Source organism: Chitinophaga fulva (genome assembly GCF_012927205.1).
In the GTDB taxonomy this organism is placed as follows: domain Bacteria; phylum Bacteroidota; class Bacteroidia; order Chitinophagales; family Chitinophagaceae; genus Chitinophaga; species Chitinophaga fulva.
The window spans coordinates 325,323-342,622 of sequence record NZ_JABBGC010000004.1 but is presented as its reverse complement, the minus strand read 5'-3'; the positions used below and the strand labels follow the sequence as shown (position 1 = coordinate 342,622).

The 17,300-nt window shown below is 48.5% G+C and carries 12 protein-coding genes; 5 read left to right on the top strand and 7 right to left on the bottom strand.

All coding sequences use genetic code 11. The annotated features are described in order from the left end of the window. Positions 1–17: 17 nt before the first annotated feature. Together HHL17_RS29815 and pafA are read right to left on the bottom strand one after the other, a co-directional pair. Positions 18–797: an enoyl-CoA hydratase/isomerase family protein gene (locus tag HHL17_RS29815; RefSeq protein ID WP_169228487.1), complete on the bottom strand. Its 780-nt coding sequence runs from the start codon at positions 795–797 to the stop codon at positions 18–20. An 86-nt stretch (positions 798–883) separates the two neighbouring features. Continuing rightward, complete coding sequence (gene pafA / locus HHL17_RS29810; RefSeq protein ID WP_169228486.1) at positions 884–2,554, bottom strand: alkaline phosphatase PafA; 1,671 nt, start codon at positions 2,552–2,554, stop codon at positions 884–886. A gap of 170 nt (positions 2,555–2,724) precedes the next feature. Here pafA and HHL17_RS29805 point away from each other — a divergent pair, with 170 nt between their 5' ends. After that, the gene (locus HHL17_RS29805; protein WP_169228485.1) at positions 2,725–3,966 is read left to right on the top strand and encodes an aminotransferase class I/II-fold pyridoxal phosphate-dependent enzyme; all 1,242 of its coding nucleotides are present in this window, start codon (positions 2,725–2,727) and stop codon (positions 3,964–3,966) included. An 87-nt stretch (positions 3,967–4,053) separates the two neighbouring features. On the opposite strand, the gene HHL17_RS29800 is transcribed toward HHL17_RS29805, so the two are convergent. Further along, a complete protein-coding gene (locus tag HHL17_RS29800; RefSeq protein ID WP_169228484.1) occupies positions 4,054–4,599 on the bottom strand; it encodes a hypothetical protein in 546 nt (181 codons plus the stop codon). A gap of 601 nt (positions 4,600–5,200) precedes the next feature. Here HHL17_RS29800 and HHL17_RS29795 point away from each other — a divergent pair. Both HHL17_RS29795 and HHL17_RS29790 read left to right on the top strand, forming a co-directional pair. Further along, positions 5,201–6,277 carry a PepSY-associated TM helix domain-containing protein gene (locus tag HHL17_RS29795; protein WP_169228483.1) on the top strand — a complete coding sequence of 359 codons (1,077 nt, stop codon included), beginning with the start codon at positions 5,201–5,203 and terminating at the stop codon, positions 6,275–6,277. Between the two features lie 2 nt (positions 6,278–6,279). Further along, a complete protein-coding gene (locus HHL17_RS29790) occupies positions 6,280–8,604 on the top strand; it encodes a TonB-dependent receptor (protein ID WP_240976030.1) in 2,325 nt (774 codons plus the stop codon). Positions 8,605–8,684: 80 nt separating this feature from the next. Here the strand turns inward: HHL17_RS29790 and purL are convergent, their stop codons facing one another. Beyond that, positions 8,685–10,907: a phosphoribosylformylglycinamidine synthase subunit PurL gene (gene purL / locus HHL17_RS29785; protein ID WP_169228481.1), complete on the bottom strand. Its 2,223-nt coding sequence runs from the start codon at positions 10,905–10,907 to the stop codon at positions 8,685–8,687. Between the two features lie 507 nt (positions 10,908–11,414). Here purL and HHL17_RS29780 point away from each other — a divergent pair. Both HHL17_RS29780 and HHL17_RS29775 read left to right on the top strand, forming a co-directional pair. Next, positions 11,415–13,604, top strand: a complete 2,190-nt coding sequence (locus HHL17_RS29780) for a glutamine synthetase III family protein (protein ID WP_169228480.1) — start codon at positions 11,415–11,417, stop codon at positions 13,602–13,604. 170 nt (positions 13,605–13,774) lie between these two features. Continuing rightward, positions 13,775–14,578 (top strand): hypothetical protein, encoded by an 804-nt coding sequence (locus HHL17_RS29775; RefSeq protein WP_169228479.1) that lies wholly within the window; start codon positions 13,775–13,777, stop codon positions 14,576–14,578. Positions 14,579–14,640: 62 nt separating this feature from the next. Here the strand turns inward: HHL17_RS29775 and accC are convergent, their stop codons facing one another. The 3 genes from accC to efp form a co-directional block, all read right to left on the bottom strand. Beyond that, the gene (gene accC, locus HHL17_RS29770) at positions 14,641–15,978 is read right to left on the bottom strand and encodes an acetyl-CoA carboxylase biotin carboxylase subunit (RefSeq protein WP_169228478.1); all 1,338 of its coding nucleotides are present in this window, start codon (positions 15,976–15,978) and stop codon (positions 14,641–14,643) included. Positions 15,979–16,105: 127 nt separating this feature from the next. Further along, complete coding sequence (accB, locus tag HHL17_RS29765) at positions 16,106–16,588, bottom strand: acetyl-CoA carboxylase biotin carboxyl carrier protein (protein WP_169228477.1); 483 nt, start codon at positions 16,586–16,588, stop codon at positions 16,106–16,108. 108 nt (positions 16,589–16,696) lie between these two features. Next, the gene (gene efp / locus HHL17_RS29760; protein WP_169228476.1) at positions 16,697–17,263 is read right to left on the bottom strand and encodes an elongation factor P; all 567 of its coding nucleotides are present in this window, start codon (positions 17,261–17,263) and stop codon (positions 16,697–16,699) included. Between the last annotated feature and the right edge of the window lie 37 nt (positions 17,264–17,300).

Below are 17,300 nucleotides of genomic sequence, written 5' to 3'. Positions count from 1 at the left end.
GTGACAGCAGGTACAGTTTACCATACAAGCTTTTCTTTATGCAAAAACGCAGCTATCCCGCGTTTACAGTCTTCATGTCCACGGGTGGCAGCATTCAGTTCGGCTGCATGCTCCAGTCCGTCTTTTATAGGTAAGTCCAACACTGTGCCAATCAATTTTTTGGTCACCTTCAGGGAGTTGCCGGATGCGTCGTTACATAAGCTGGCAGCCACTTTGGCCACATGTTCCTTAATTTCTCCGGCAGGTATTACAGCAGTGATCAGGCCATCACGGGCGGCTTTTTCGGCACTCACGAGCCGGCCGGTCAACAATAATTCCCGGGCCCTGCCCTCTCCTATTTTCCGAACCAGGAAAACAGCTACCAGCGCGGGTATAAAACCGATTTTCACCTCAGTGTACCCCATCATGGCTTCGGGTACGGCATAACTCAGGTCGCAAACCGTTACCAGCCCACAGCCTCCGGCCACGGCATGGCCCTCTACCTGGGCTATCACTACCTTATCGAGCAGGTAAATCTCCTGAAACAACTGCATTAACTCCCGCGAGTCAGCGAGATTTTCATCATAGGTATTTTGCTGCAACTGCTGCAGGTATTCCAGGTCTGCCCCGGCACAAAAAGCTTCTCCATTGCCCTTCAATACAACCACCTTCACGCCTTCGTCTGCGGCAGCGATGGCAAATGCCTGCCGAAGCTCCGCTACCAGCTGGCCATTCAGCGCATTCCGCTTATCGGGCCGGTTCAGCGTGATCGTGGCTACACGGGACGCCACCTCATATTGCAACAAGTTGAATTCCATATGGTAAAGAATTACGCAGTACGGATGGCCACCACGGTTGCCGGGTAACCATCCGTACTTTCCTGAGCAATATAAGGAATAAACTTTTAATGAGTAATCTCCTGGATCACTTGTCCTACGTTGCCGCTGGGCATCTGGATGTGCAACAGCGCGGCCAGTGTAGGCGCTATATCTGTCATCCCCACAGTACGATTGGTTTTACCCGGATGAACACCCCATCCCATCCATACCAGCGGGATGTGTGCATCGTAAGGATACCATAAACCGTGTGTGGTACCGGTTTTGCCGCCGTCGATATAAGCGGGGGACAGTACAATCTGAATATCTCCGCTCCGTTTGGTATTGTAACCGTTGGCCATCATGGTGCGCATCGGTTCAGGCAGAACGGTCACCATCAGGTCACGGATAGGGAACGCCTTGGCAATGGCAGGAGATTTTTGCAGGTTGGTAATAATAAACTGCTGAATATCGTTGTAGTTCTTGCCGGAAGCCTCGATCACGTCGTGGTTCAGCCACAGCTGATAGTTGTCCACCGCTTTAATCACGTCTTTTACACCAAATTTCGTGGCAAGCTTCTCATTCAGGTCTTTCATGGCAGCGCGGTCATCCCAGGTACCGCCAGGCAGTTTGTTTTCCTCCAGGAATCCCGGTACATGGGCTACGCCGTGATCAGCAGTGATAAAGAACAGGTACTGTCCTTTGCCGATATTGGCGTCCAGGTACTGGAAGAACGTAGCCAGATCGTGGTCCAGGCGCAGGTAGGTATCTTCAGCTTCTATGGAATTAGGTCCAAACTGGTGACCGACATAATCTGTGGAAGACAGGCTGATGGCCAGGAAATCGGTCACCGCGCCTTTACCCATATTATACGCTTCCATGGCTTTTTTGGCAAATTCCAGGGTCATGGTGTTACCAAAGGGAGAAGCAGCGATAGAGCTGTTGGCAGCGCCGCTCAGATCATGCGGGAAAGAGGTGCCGGTAGTGCTGTTTTTATATTTGCCTTCATACACCTTTTCATCTGCGGTGCTGAGGGTATAGGACGATGCAGGATACAGCGTGGTCCAGGGTTTGGACAGGTATTGCTGAGGCCATTTTTCGTTATTGAACTGTTGTGCCCAGCCTGGCAGCTCGTTCATATAGTAAGAGCTGGTTACCCAGTTGCCGGTGCTACCGTCATACCAGTAAGCGGCGTTGGCACTGTGACCGGCAGGCAGGATGGCGCCACGGTCTTTAATGGCCACGCCTACTACTTTGCTCTGGAACTGGTTGGACAGGCGCAGCTCATCACCGATGGTGGTGACCAGCATATTGCGAGGGCTCATTTTACCGGCAGCGGATGCACTGCCAACGGTAGTCATGGTGGTGTCTTCCGCGCAGTACATGGTACGACCAATTTCGGGGCTGTACCAGGTGTTGCCGATTATACCATGGATAGCCGGTACAGAGCCGGTATACACACAGGTATGTCCACAGGCGGTGATGGTGGGAGTGTAGTTGATCAGTGTATTTTCGCAGGAGAAGCCTTCCTGCAGCAGTCTTTTAAAGCCTCCGGCAGCGTACCTGTTGCTATAACGGTACAGGTAGTCCCAGCGCATCTGGTCTACTACCATGCCTACGATCAGTTTCGGTTTGGCAGCTGTTTTGCTGCTTTTGGCTGTCGCCAGATGATTGAAAGGTTTTGGAGAAGTGGCCTTTTGTGCCCGGGTGCCTGTAGTGGCGATTACCAGGGCAAAGGCAAGCAGGGAGATCCTTTTCATTAGATATTATTGCTTTTTATAAGATAAACGTACTTTTGCCGGCAGAGGCCGGTAGTAATGAAGCATTAAAATGACGCTGGCAAATGTAATCGAAGTTTAGAAAAAGCAATATTTTAATACCTTTGTGTCCTCTTTTTATCAAAGCATTTAACTATTACATAATATAGCGTATGGATATTTTCGAGAAACTGCTGAAACACATGGGCCCCATTGGGGAGCATTCAGACAGAGCCCATGGCTATTTCGCCTTTCCTAAGCTGGAAGGAGAAATAGGCCCCCGCATGAAATTCCGGGGCAATGAAAAAATAGTTTGGAGCCTCAACAACTACCTGGGGCTGGCCAATCTTCCGGAAGTACGGGCTACCGACGCAAAGGCGGCAGCTGACTTCGGTCTTGCAGCGCCGATGGGCGCCCGCATGATGAGCGGCAACACCAACTATCACGAGCAGCTCGAGCGCGAACTGTCCGATTACATGGGTAAAGAAGATACCACCTTGCTGAACTACGGCTATCAGGGCATCATGAGTGCTATCGATGCTGTTTGCGGCCGCAGGGACGTTATCGTGTACGACGCAGAATGCCACGCCAGCATCCTGGACGGCCTGCGCCTCCATCCCGGCAAACGTTATGTGTTCAAACACAACGACATCGAAGATTGCGAAAAACAACTGAGACGCGCTACTGAACTGGCTAACGCACAAGGTGGCGGTATCCTCGTAGTAACAGAAGGCGTATTCGGTATGGCCGGCGATCAGGGTAAACTGAAAGAAATCGCTGCACTGAAAGATAAATTTGAATTCCGCCTTCTGGTAGACGACGCACACGGCTTCGGTACCATGGGTAAAACCGGTGCCGGTACCGGCGAAGAACAAGGCGTTCAGGATAAAATCGATCTCCTGTTCAACACCTTCGCTAAATCCGGTGCTTCTATCGGCGCCTTCATCAGCGGCGAAAAAGCCATCATCAACTACCTGCGCTACAACATGCGCTCCCAGATCTTTGCTAAATCTATTCCGTTACCAATCGTTATCGGTCACCTGAAAAGAGTGGAACTGATGCGCAAACACCCGGAAATGAAAGCAAAACTGTGGGAAAATGTGAATAAACTGCAGAATGGCCTTAAAGCCCGCGGTTTCAACATCGGTAAAACCAACTCCCCCGTTACCCCGATCTACCTGCAGGGCGATATTCCGGAAGCTACAGCCATGTGCCTGGACCTCCGCGAAAACTACAACATCTTCTGCTCTATCGTGGTATATCCCGTTATTCCAAAAGGCCAGATCATCTACCGCCTTATCCCAACTGCTGCTCACACAGACGAGGACATTGAACTGACACTGAAAGCTTTCAGCGAAACCAAAGCCAAGCTCGACGAAAAAGTTTACCAGGTAGCTGAAATACCAATGGTATAAGCCATTTACGGATTTTGTGATTTATTTAGCTATTCATACAAAAAGCCTTCCTGCAATACAGGAAGGCTTTTTTATTACAACATTCGATTATGCCCTAAACCGCTTCCTGGCAACATTCTTTCTCCCATACAATTCGTATGATATATCCTGCTCTTCCCAAATTGTAAAAAGTGTATTCATCTCATTAAGATGGCGTTGATAAAACTTCAGCCCTATCCGGACCTCTTCCCCCTTATGCCGGAAAACAAGTTCATTACATGCCCCGTCACTAAAGTTCGGCAATATTATCCTACCTTGGCTTGGCTTCAACTCCATCCCACGATAACCCCGAAAATACAGTTTGAATTCTGTTATCAGGGAAAGCGGATACTTGGCTATGTTCTCGCCTGATGTAACAATGATCTCCTGGTCGGTCAGGGTACATTCCCCTGTTTTTTTATATCGCCTGAAAAACTTCTGCACCACACAACCCAGCAGGAAACACCCCATAGCATAAGGTAGCAGCAACTTGATACCCTCCATAAACACAGAAGCTATAAAAACGACCAAGCCAATTGCTGTTAAGAGCCACAATGCTTTTAACGATTTGGACAAAAATCTTTTCACAACTGTAAAGCAAACATAATATTTCATAGGGCTCCTTTTCCGGGTTAAAAAGCCAACCGTTGATGAGGTCGTTATACAAAGCTAGAGCGGGAAATTAATAAGCCCAAATAATCTGAGAACCAGATAATTATGAAAATACAAAAGGGCTGAGTTTCCTCAGCCCTACTCAAATCGTTCTTTCACTAGGTGTAAAATTTCACTAAATTTTCATCAGGACATGGTAGAATATATGGTCTTCATAGAATTTGGAATAACCAAGTGATTCCAAGTATTTTATATAAGTATCTTTTTTAGATTTCGCGTCGTGTTCATTGTTACATTTCAAATGTAGAGCAGTTTTCTCAGTATCACATAACACAAATGTTGTATTTTGTTAATAGCTTGTTAAAGTATTAGACTGCAACAATAAATCAGCTAACTATCAAAATCACGCCTTTTTCCCGTTTTAACCCAATAAATTTCCCGATTGCGTAAACGCTTCACCCAGGACAGCAGTACCTTTGCAGCCACGACTGCAAATAGTTGGTGCAACAGATAACTGATCACTATCAACCGCCGGGACATAGCACTTTCGTGCCCGCCCTGTAATCATCACCCTTTGCAGCTGGTAAAAAAAACAATAAGGAAATTGAAGCAATATCTGCATAAACAGCTTTTCACTGTTCACCGCATTACGGGCCTCATTGTAGGCATAATGCTGCTTTTTGCCAGCATAACTGGCACCCTGCTGGTTTTTAGCGAGGAAATAGACGAAGCCCTGCATCATGAAACCTATCACATTACACCGGGAACACAGCGTAAACCACTTTTTGAGCTACTGCAACAAGCCGGTAAATCCCTGCGGGGCGGCACCCCTTATCTGTTCTTCTCCCGGCTGCCACAAACACCGGAAGAACCAGCAATCGTAAGGGCAGAATACGGGCCGGACGACAAGGTATACCTCTTCCTCAACCCCTACACCGGGGAAGTTATCCACCAACACACCAATACCGGCTATTTCTCCGGCTTCCTGATATACCTGCACTTTTCCCTGCTGAGCGGAAAAACAGGCGCTAAAGTGATGCTGACAGTCGCCATCCTGCTGTTTATCTCTCTCCTGACTGGTATCTGGGTATATCGGAAATCGGTGTTTAAGGTACTGACCTTCCGTCTAAAGCCCGAATGGGGCAGCCGTACCCGGCGCTGGCGCAACCTGCACCGTATTGTAGGGGTATGGGCACTGCTGTTCAATCTCCTCATTGCGTTTACCGGGTTTATGATGCAATTGAAAGTACTGGACAACCGGAAAACAACCGCCCCCTTTCCCAATGTCGGCGCTCCCATTCCTGTTGACTACGAATCGCTGCTGACCAAAGCCACCGCACAAATACCAGGTTTTGAAGCAATGGGCATCCGTCCGCCTAAAAAAGCCGGTGATCCTATACGCATCCTGGGCCACGCCCACGAAGCTGCAATCTGGGGCCGCTACAGCTCATCTGTCCATTTTGATATCGCCGGACAGGTAAAAAAGACGGTCAATTTCAGCAATGCGCCTTTGGGTGATAAATTCAACGCAGCCATGGCCCCACTGCATTTCGGCAACTATGGCGGCATTCCTGTTAAAATACTATATGCCCTTCTGGGCCTCACACCCGGCATCCTTTCCATATCCGGTTTCCTGATATGGTACCGCCGGAAATACATCATTAAAAAACATCAGCTTTGAAAATGAAACAATACCTGGTACTGTGTTCTCTGACACTCCTGGTTACTTTACAGACGACTGCACAAAAACTGACCGGCACCATCCGCGATACGGCACAAACTGCCGTTCCCATGCTACGCCTCTATCTGGCCGGCACACAGAAACATGCGATCTCCGGTCCTGACGGCACTTTCAGCATCAATAACATAAAACCCGGCAGCTATAAACTGATCGCTACCGGCATCGGATATAACACACTGGAGCAACCTGTCACCATCACAGACAGCATCACTACCCTCTCACTTACCATCCAGCCGTCAGATGTTGGCCTGAATGAAGTAGTAGTGACTGCCAGCCGCAACAAGGAAACGCTGGGCACTGTCCCCTCTTCTATTACCATCATCAGCGGTAAACAACTGCGGGAGCAAAGCGCTATCACCACAGACATCAACCAGCTGCTCAGTATGAACGTGCCGGGCCTTACGCTGGGTACCAATACTTCCACCAACAAAGGTCAAACCCTGCGTGGCCGCGGTATGCTGATCATGATAGACGGCATTCCGCAATCCACCCCGCTGCGTAACGGCGATAAAGACATGCGCAGCATCGATGTTTCGGTCATCGAAAGGGTGGAAGTGATCAAAGGCTCCACCGCCATTTATGGCAACGGCGCCGATGGAGGCATCATTAACTTCATCACCATCAAAGCCAATCCAAATAAACGTTTCAGCGGCAGTACCGACATCAGCACCAGCGGTTCGCTCACCAGCGCGGCCAACAGCCTTGGAGCACGCGTGGCGCAACAGTTCAGCGGCCGGCTCAATAAATTCGATTATGTAGTGGCCGGCACCTATGAGCAAACCGGTGTCAACAAAGACGCTAAAGGACAGGTCATAGCCCCTTTCCAGTCACTCAGCCAAAACGAAAACGTGAACCTTTTTGCGAAACTGGGTTACAACTTCAACGATAATAACCGGCTGGAGGTGATGTACAACTATTACCGCACCATGCAAAACAGCAGCTACGTTGACTCTGGCGGTAAATTCGGGCAACACCCCATCATTGGTATCATTGGCACCAATCCTGGTGATAAACAGGGTACGCCGTATAACCATAACGCCTATCTGAATTTTACCAGCAAAAACATTTTCCGTAATACATCGTTGAATGTAAACCTGTATTACCAGGACTTCTACACCGTATTCGAATATTCCGATTTTTATGCACCACCGGGCAACTCCGCCATTACCTCTAAAAAAATGGGTGTCCGTGTGAATTTCAATACACTGTTCAACTTCCATCCTAATCTGCATGGCGACGTCACCTGGGGCATAGACATATTGAACGATAAAACGGCCCAGCCGCTTACCGATGGCCGTCCTTTCGTACCGGAGATGAATATGAAAAACCTCGCGCCTTATGCACAGCTGAAAACATATCTGTTCAAAGACTTCCTGGTAAAAGCTGGTCTGCGTTACGAAAACATCCGGCTCGATATTCCTGACTACACCACCATTAAGTTTGGTAACTATGCCGGTGGCGTATTCGTAAAAGGTGGCAACCTGCCTTACGAGGCTTTGGTATTCAATGCCGGCCTGCGATATACCCGGTTCCCGGCTTTCAACCCGTTTGTCAGCTACTCACAAAGCTTCTCCCTGTATGACCTGGGTCGTACCCTGCGACTGGCCAAGGCTGTCAGCAATGGCGCTACCAGCATCAACACCATCGAAACCAAAGCTATCGTGACCAACAACTATGAAGCTGGTTTCAACAGTAACATCGGCCAATTCAATGCTTCCGGTTCTTACTTCATCAGCACATCCAATCTGGGTACCAGTCTGAAAGACGTGAATGGCGTGGCTGTACCAGAAAGAGCGCCTGAGCGCGTACAGGGTTTTGAACTGGCCGCTGGTTATCAGTTCCTGCCTAATCTCTCTGCCAGTGCGGCTTACACCCATGTAGAAGGTAAAAAAGACGTGAATGGCGGGAAAACATGGTTGCCTACTACCCGTATTACACCAGACAAGATGACTGTCAACGTGAATTATTCTCCACTGAAACAATGGGACCTGGGGGTGTATTACATCTATTCCGGCGTACGGAAACGTTTTGATCCCAATCCTGCTACCAAAGAGTATGACCTGGGCAACGGACCTGTTGGTGATTTCTCGCTTGTGAACTTGTACACTGCTTATCGTTTCAACTCCGCCGCTTCTATCCGGCTGGGGGTAGACAACCTGCTGAATGCCGATTATTACCCGGTGATGTCACAGGCCAGAGTGAGAACAGATTCTTATATCAAAGGCAGTGGCGCCCGGTTTAACCTGGGTTTCCGGTATGCATTCTGATCAATAACCGATTTACATAAAAAAGGAAAGGCGCGAAATTCGCGCCTTTCCTTTTTTATAACATTTATCTGTTGAGCAGATTATTTCAGGTGTTCTTCTACAGAAGTATTGTAGATCTGTTTCCAGTCGTTTACTTTACCCCAGTCTTCGCCACCTACTTTCACATGGTCACCGGTTACAGCGCCTACTTTCTCATAACGTACAGAAACGTCGGAGGCGTCTACCAGGCCGTGCATCAGTGCTTCGAATTTCTCTTTGTTTTCCGGTTTAACAGTTACGATTACACGGCTTTGGCTTTCACCGAAGAGGTAAGCGTCTTTACGGAATTTAGCGTTCAGGTTCAGTTCAAAGCCCAGGCCTCTTGGCATAGCGCTTTCCATCATGGTAACGAACAGACCACCTTCGCTGATATCGTGTGCAGACTGGATCAGGTGGGCTTTGTTCAGTTTAGTGATAGCCTGCTGCAACTGCAGTTCTTCTTCGAGGTTGAAGTGCGGAGCAGGGCTGTATTCGATACCGATGATTTTGTGCAGGTATTCAGAGCTGTTGATATCATTGCGGCTGCGGCCAATCAAGTATACCAGGTCACCGGCTTCCTTGAAGTCGAGGGTGATACGTTGATCGAGGCTGTCGAGCAGGCCCACCATACCGATAGTTGGCGTAGGGTATACCGCACCATCAGGTGATTGGTTATAGAAGCTCACGTTACCGCCGGTAACCGGGGTATTGAATTTACGGCAAGCTTCGCCCATGCCTTGTACAGCGTGTACGAACTGGTAATAAACTTCCGGATCGTAAGGGTTCCCGAAGTTGAGGCAGTTGGTGATAGCCAGGGGTTCACCGCCGGAGCAAACGATGTTGCGGGCAGCTTCCGCCACAGCGATCTGGCCACCTTTGTGCGGATCAGCAAATACGTAGCGGCTGTTACAGTCGGTCGTCATTGCCAGCGCTTTTTTGGTGCCTTTCACCAGTACGATCGGAGCGTCGCTCGGAGCGTTGGTAGTGGTGTTGGCAGTACCTACCATGCTGTCGTACTGGTTGAAGATCCAGCGTTTGGAAGCGATGTTAGGCAGTGCGATGATCCTTTCCGCTGCAAAGCGGGCGTGTTCTGTATCCGGAACGTTCTGAATATCGAACGCTTTCACTTTCTGGAAGTAGGCAGGTTCAGTATAAGCGCGGTGATATTGAGGAGCGCCGCCGCCGAGCACGAGACTTTCAGCAGGAACGTCCGCTTCCAGTTCACCGTTCATATAAAACTTCAGGTTGGTGTCTTTGGTTACTTCACCGATCTGAACGCAGTGCAGGTCCCATTTTTCGAAGATATCGAGGACTGCTTTTTCCTGGCCTTTTTTCACTACGATGAGCATGCGTTCCTGGCTTTCGCTCAGCAGCATTTCCCATCCTTTCATATTTTCCTGGCGGGTAGGTACTTTATCCAGCCAGATGTGCATACCATGTTCGCCTTTAGCGCTCATTTCGGCAGTAGAGCAGGTGATACCGGCGGCGCCCATATCCTGCATACCGATGATAGCGTTGGTTTTAATTACTTCGAGGCAGGCTTCCAGCAGTTTCTTTTCCTGGAAGGGGTCACCTACCTGTACTGCTGGCAGATCTTCCGCGCTGTCTTCCGTGATGTTGGCAGAAGCGAAAGAAGCGCCGCCGATACCGTCTTTACCGGTAGCGGAACCTACGATGAAAACCGGGTTGCCTTCACCGTGGGAGGTAGCAGAAACTGTTTGGCCTACTTTTACGATACCCACGCTCATGGCGTTTACCAGTGGGTTGGTACCATAGCAGTCTTCAAAATAAGTTTCGCCGCCTACGGTTGGAACACCGAAGCAGTTACCATAGTGACCGATACCGTGTACGATACCTTTCACCAGGTGCTGTGTTTTTTTATCATTGATATTGCCGAAGCGCAGGGAGTTCAATGCCGCAATGGGGCGGGCGCCCATTGTGAAGATATCGCGGTGGATACCACCAACCCCGGTAGCAGCGCCCTGGAAGGGCTCAATCGCTGAAGGGTGGTTATGGGATTCTATTTTAAATACAACTGCGTATCCATCACCGATATCTACCAGTCCTGCGTTTTCCTCACCAGCCTTTACGAGGAGGCGTTCACCTTCGCGTGGTAATGACTTCAGCCATACGATTGAGTTTTTGTAAGAGCAGTGCTCACTCCACATAACGGAGTACATACTCAATTCGGTAAAGTTGGGGTTACGCCCTAAGATAGATTCAATACGTTCAAACTCGTCAGCAGTAAGGCCCAGCTGTTCAGCAATTTCTACGGTGGTTTGCATGTAGTTTAAGTATAAAAAAACGAGTAATTAAAAAGAAGATGCAAACCTACAAGATTTTATGGCAAATGCCAAGAATGAGGGGTTAAAGGGCGTAAAAATGGGCGTCATCGGTTCCCAGGGCTGAAGCCCTGGGCTACGTTGTTGTTCAAGCTGTTTCATAAAAAGCTGATAAGTACGGTCAAATCTTCTATAATAAACAGTTCACACAAGTAAGGTAGCAGGGCTTCGATATTTGAAAGAACCACCCATCAGGTCAGCATCTTATTAAAAAGCAAGCCTGAACAACAGCGTAGCCCAGGGCTGAAGCCCTGGGACCTATGTGTTCATCATTTTCATATTATAAATTTTTTAATTCATCAGTTTCAGACGCCAGAGATCTCTTTTTTTTATTCATTTCTCAAAAAAATCGGCTTTATAAACCAAGAAATGTAATTTTTTGGTTAAAGTGAACAATTTATTTGCATTTACAGCGAGGTTGGCGTTCTTTTGTATTAAAATTATTACAGCATGCAATCGTTACGTTTCACCGCGCTGGAAGGATTAGCTGGCGTAGACACCAATCTTCCCGAACACAACGGTAAAATCACCGAGGTATTTGGCAGCAATGTTTTTGCCGGAAGAATTGTAAGAGAATACCTGAGTGACGAGGCCTATAAAAGCCTGATGAACTCCATTAAGAATGGCACCAAGCTGGAACGCAAAATGGCGGAGCAAATCGCTTCCGGCATGAAAGCCTGGGCTATGAAAAAGGGAGTAACCCACTACACTCACTGGTTTCAGCCGTTAACCGGCACCACTGCTGAAAAACACGACTCATTCTTCACCCTGAAAGGTGACGGATCTGCCCTGGAAACTTTTGACGGCGACGCCCTGGTACAACAGGAGCCTGATGCCTCCAGCTTCCCGAACGGCGGTCTGAGAGCCACTTTTGAAGCCCGTGGCTACACTGCCTGGGATCCTTCCTCTCCTGCATTTATCCTGGAACAGGGTTATGGTAAAACCCTCTGCATCCCTACTATATTTGTTTCTTATACCGGCGAATCACTGGACTACAAAGCTCCATTGCTGAAAGCACTGGCCGCTATCGACAAAGCCGCAGTAGACGTATGCAACTACTTCGATAAAAATGTTACCAAAGTAACCCCTACCCTCGGTTGGGAACAAGAATACTTCCTGGTAGACGAAAACCTGGCTAACGCCCGTCCTGACCTGCTCATGACCGGCCGTACCGTGGTAGGTCACGCACCTTCCAAAGGTCAACAGCTGGAAGACCACTACTTCGGCTCCATCCCTGAGCGTATCTATGCGTACATGCGCGACTTCGAAGAAGAATCCTACAAACTGGGCATTCCTTTGAGAACACGCCACAATGAAGTAGCTCCTTCCCAGTTCGAATGCGCTCCTATATTTGAAGAAGTGAACATCGCAGTGGACCACAACTCCCTGCTGATGGACATCATGAATAAAGTGGCCAAACGCCACAAACTGAAAGTGCTGCTGCACGAAAAACCTTTCGCTGGCATCAACGGTTCCGGTAAACACAACAACTGGAGCATGGCTACCGATACCGGTGTGAACCTGCTGGCTCCGGGCAAAACCCCGAAGACCAACCTGATGTTCCTCACCTTCTTCGTGAATACCATCAAAGCGGTACATGACTACGCCGACCTGCTGAGAGCTGCTATCGCTTCTGCCAGCAACGACTTCCGTCTGGGTGCCAACGAAGCGCCTCCTGCCATCATCTCCGTATTCTCCGGTAAATACCTCTACGACGTGCTGCAGGAAGTAAAATCCCGCGTAAGCAACAAGTTCGACGAACAAGACGAAGCCATCCTCAAACTGGACCTGCACCGTCATATTCCGGAACTGATGCTGGACAACACCGACCGTAACCGTACCTCTCCTTTTGCGTTCACCGGTAACAAGTTCGAGTTCCGCGCTGTAGGCTCTACCGCCAACTGTGCCTCCGCTATGACCGTACTGAACACCATCGTGGCCAAAACCCTGACCGACTTCAAAGTGGAAGTGGACGGCCTGATCGAAAAAGGTGAGAAAAAAGAGATTGCCATCATGCAAACTCTTCGGAAATATATTGTAGATTCGGAAAAAATATTGTTCGAAGGCGACGGCTACAGCGAAGAATGGGAAAAAGAGGCCGAAAGAAGAGGTTTACAGAACATCAAAACCACGCCTAAAGCGCTGGATGCGATGATCACTCCTAAAGCCGCCCAGCTGTACTCCGAAACCGGTGTTTATACCGAAAAAGAATTACACGCCCGTCACGAGATCCTGCTTGAAGATTATGTGAAGAAAGTTCAGATCGAAGCCCGTGTAATCGGCGACCTGGCTACCAACACTATTTTACCCGCAGCTATCAGCTACCTCAATGACCTGATCAGCAATATCCGCGGACTGAAAGAAATTGGCATGGGTGAAGCTGCCTACAAAGCACAAACACAAATCGCTGCCAAAATCTCTGAACACATCAACGTGATCAGTGAAAACGTTCAGGCAATGATCGAGCAACGTAAAGTGACCAACAAGTTGACCGACAGCCGCCAGAAAGCGATTGAATACTGCGAAAAAATTAAACCGTACTTCGATATTATCCGCTACCACTCCGATAAACTGGAATTCCTGGTAGATGATAAAAGATGGGCACTGCCTAAGTACAGAGAACTGCTTTTCTTGCGATAAAACCGTAAGATTGTTTTGGTGTATGATTAGCCCCGGATTTTTATCCGGGGCTTTGTTTTTACCACAATTTCTACGTACTTTAAAGTATATCCCTAACCGTTACCCCTCTGCCCATTAACCCGTACACCCGCGCCAGGAATGTGTTTCCTCACCCAAAAATCAATATACCCATGAAAAAAAATCCATGCGGCCTACTGTACTGTGCCCTCATAGCCGCTATGTTGCTGACAGCCTGCCTCAAACCCGGCGGTGCCATCGTAGTCCCCGGACAGCCAACTACCAGGATTACGCTACTGAAAGAAGTGGACCCGTTGTATGCTGACTCGTTCCGGCTGTATTACAACAGCCAGGGCAACCCCACCAGGATTATCCCTACCATGGTAGCAACAGGCAGGTCCATGTGGCTGTTCCGGTACGATAACCAGCAACGGTTAAACGCCCGGATCGGCTCCTATCTCTCCCTGTCAACATTTGAAATGGCCTACCGCTATGTACATGACGCTACCGGCCGAATTATCCGGGACACCGCATTTGCCTTCGGTACGTTTGATACCACCGCTACTCCCGTCGGCATCAGCGGTCAACAACTCCGTACTACCACCTATCAATACGACAGCCTCAACCGCATCGTTCATACGGTAACAACTGATTTGACAGTGCACCCGCCGACGTTCCGGACCACCGTTGACTACTCTTACAACAGCAGCGGCAACGCCTGGAAAATCCAGAGCATCCTGGAAGAAATCACTTCTATGGGCATCCCCACCGATACCACCATCACTTATCCGGTGTATGACAACAAAACCAATTTCCACCGCCTGCACCCGTTATGGCAGTTCATCGACAGGGACTACAGCCGCAACAACAGCGGCAGTGTAAGCAGCTATAACAGCAATGGCCTGCCTACTGAGTTGCCGGCACCAACCGGCGTATTGGGCATTTTTTTCCACCACACAATCATCCGCTACCAGTAACCACCTAAAAACAGAAAAGCTCCGGAGACATCTCCGGAGCTTTTCCAATACAGTGCACTTTCTTACACCAGTTTGAAGGTTTCGGTAAACTTGGTCGTAAAGTTGCCTTTACGGAAGTCTTCGTTGCGCATCAGCTGCTGATGGAAAGGAATAGTTGTTTTAACGCCTTCAATCACGAACTCGCTCAGGGCGCGTTCCATGGTATTGATGGCTTCCTCACGGGTTTGTGCCATGGTGATGATTTTAGCCACCATAGAGTCATAGAACGGAGGAATAACATAACCTGCATAGATGTGGGAATCCACGCGTACGCCGTGGCCGCCCGGAATATGCAATACCGTGATTTTGCCCGGAGAAGGACGGAAATCATTATACGGATCTTCCGCATTGATGCGGCATTCGATAGCGTGCATCTGCGGCGTATAGTTTTTACCGGAGATAGGAATACCGGCAGCAATCTTGATTTGTTCCTTTACCAGGTCAAAATTGATCACCTCTTCTGTCACACCGTGTTCCACCTGGATACGGGTGTTCATTTCCATGAAGTAGAAGTTGCGGTGTTTATCTACCAGGAACTCGATGGTACCTACGCTTTCATAGTTGATGGCGCTGGCAGCCTTGATGGCAGCCTCACCCATTTTTTCGCGCAGTTCCGGTGTCATGAAAGGAGAAGGAGATTCCTCCACCAGTTTCTGGTGACGGCGCTGAATAGAGCAGTCCCTTTCAGACAGGTGGCATACTTTGCCATATTGGTCACCAGCTACCTGGATTTCAATGTGACGAGGCTCTTCCACGAATTTCTCCATGTAGATGCCATCGTTATTGAAAGCGGCGCGGGCTTCATTTTTAGCCATGTTGTAGGCGTTCTCCAATTCGCTCTCGTCCCATACCACACGCATACCTTTACCACCACCGCCGGCAGTAGCTTTCAGGATAACAGGCAAGCCCATTTCTCTAGCGATGACTTTGGCTTCTTCAACGCTCTGGAGCAGGCCTTCAGATCCCGGAATTACAGGTACGCCGGCAGCAATCATGGTTTCTTTCGCAGTCATCTTGTCGCCCATTTTACGGATCATCTCCGGAGTGGGGCCGATGAATTTGATACCATGTTCGCCACAGATTTCGGCAAAACGTGCATTCTCAGCCAGGAAACCATATCCCGGGTGGATAGCGTCTGCGTTGGTGATCTCGGCGGCAGCCATGAGGTGAGGAATGTTCAGGTAAGACTCGCTGCTCTGTGGTTTACCAATACACACAGCTTCATCCGCAAACTTCACATGCAAGCTGTCTTTATCTGCAGTAGAATAAACTGCTACCGTTTTGATACCCATTTCCTTACAGGTACGGATAATCCGAAGGGCAATCTCACCACGGTTGGCAATCAATATTTTTTTAAACATTGTTTTCCTTATAAGTTGATATAATAGCTAAGTAGCATTCAGCCATTAGCTCTCAGTAGTTAGCCTTTAACCCTACAAAAAATCTGTCAGAGGCTAAAGGCTAACTGCTAAGCGCTAATGGCTGTTATTACGGTTCTACTAAAAACAAAGGTTGATCGTATTCTACCGGAGTGGCGTCGTCAACAAGTACTTTGACGATCTTACCGCTCACTTCACTTTCGATTTCGTTGAATAACTTCATCGCTTCAATGATGCATACTACCTTGCCGGCAGCGATTTCATCACCTACATTGATGAAAGGAGCTTTATCAGGTCCTGCAGAACGGTAGAAGGTACCGATCATAGGAGATTTGATAGTAATCAGGTTGTCTGCCTTAGGTGCAGCTGGTGCGGCTGGTGCAGATGTTGCTGCCTGTACCGGGGCGGCGGCCGGAGCTACCGCTGCTACCGTCTGAATCGGCGCTGCGGCCGCAGGAACAGCGATTACCTGTTGTACTTCGTTGTCTTTCTGTTTTATTGTAATCTTGAACTTGTCCTGCTCAATGCTCAGTTCACTGATATTTGATTTGTTGATCATTTTTACCAGTTCCTGAATCTGTTTAAAGTCCATGTAGACAGTTTTTGGTTTATAATTTATGAACGTATATGGTCCTTTACCGGACAACCGGGGCCGCCCTGAGGCAGCCCGGTAGCCAAATAAATAATTTCAGAGAATGAATTACGCCTTTACTCTTTCGATGTATTCGCCGGTTTTTGCATTCACACGGATCAGTTCGCCTTCTTCTACAAACAGCGGCACCATAACAGTAGCACCAGTTTCTACAGTAGCAGGTTTCAGTGTACGGGTAGCAGTATCACCTTTTACGCCCGGCTCAGAGTAAGTTACCAGCATAACAATTTTGTCAGGCAGTTCCACAGCCATGTATTGTTCAGTTTCAGTATTGATCTGAACCATTACTTCCTGGCCTTCTTTCAGGAACTGAGGAGCATCGATGGTTTGTTCCGACATGGCAATCTGCTCAAATGTCTCATTGTCCATGAAGTTGTAACCGGTGTCATCCTTATATAAAAACTGGAACGCTTTTTTCTCGATACGAACCGGGAAAATGGTATCCCCGGAGTTCCAGGTGTGCTCTATAGAACGGCTATTGTCAACGCCCTTCAATTTAGCCCAAACTTTTGCTGCAGCACGGGCGGTTTTGTTTTGACCAAACTCTACAACAGAATACAAACTGTTATCCAGCTTGATAATTAATCCTGTTCTGATATCTGCGGTGGTAGCCATAAATAGGTTACTGATTTTAAGTTAAAAATTTATACGG